1 protein-coding gene is annotated in these 261 nt (G+C 64.4%); it reads left to right on the top strand.

Features of this window, described 5'->3' with window-relative positions; genetic code table 11:
* Window positions 1–261, top strand: a 261-nt coding sequence (locus LZ518_RS13340; protein WP_249916582.1) for an Ig-like domain-containing protein, incomplete at both ends; no start/stop codon positions are given.

Here is a 261-nt window from a genome sequence, read left to right as displayed (position 1 = left end):
GACAGCACCAACGAAGACAATGCGGTCACCACCAATGTGCTGGCCAACGACACGTTCGAGGGATCGCCTTCGGTCACCGGCGTGACGCAGGGCGCGCACGGCAGCGTCGTGAACAACGGCGACGGGACGGTCACCTATACGCCCAATGCCGACTATAACGGCCTGGACAGCTACACCTACACGGTGACCAGTGGCGGGGTGACCGAGACCGCGACGGTCAACGTCACCGTGAACGCGGTGGCCGACATCGTGGGCGACAGC

The organism is Sphingomonas brevis, assembly GCF_023516505.1.
Classification (GTDB): domain Bacteria; phylum Pseudomonadota; class Alphaproteobacteria; order Sphingomonadales; family Sphingomonadaceae; genus Sphingomicrobium; species Sphingomicrobium breve.
Note: the sequence above shows the minus strand (reverse complement) of the source record. Positions and strands in the feature narration are given on the sequence as shown.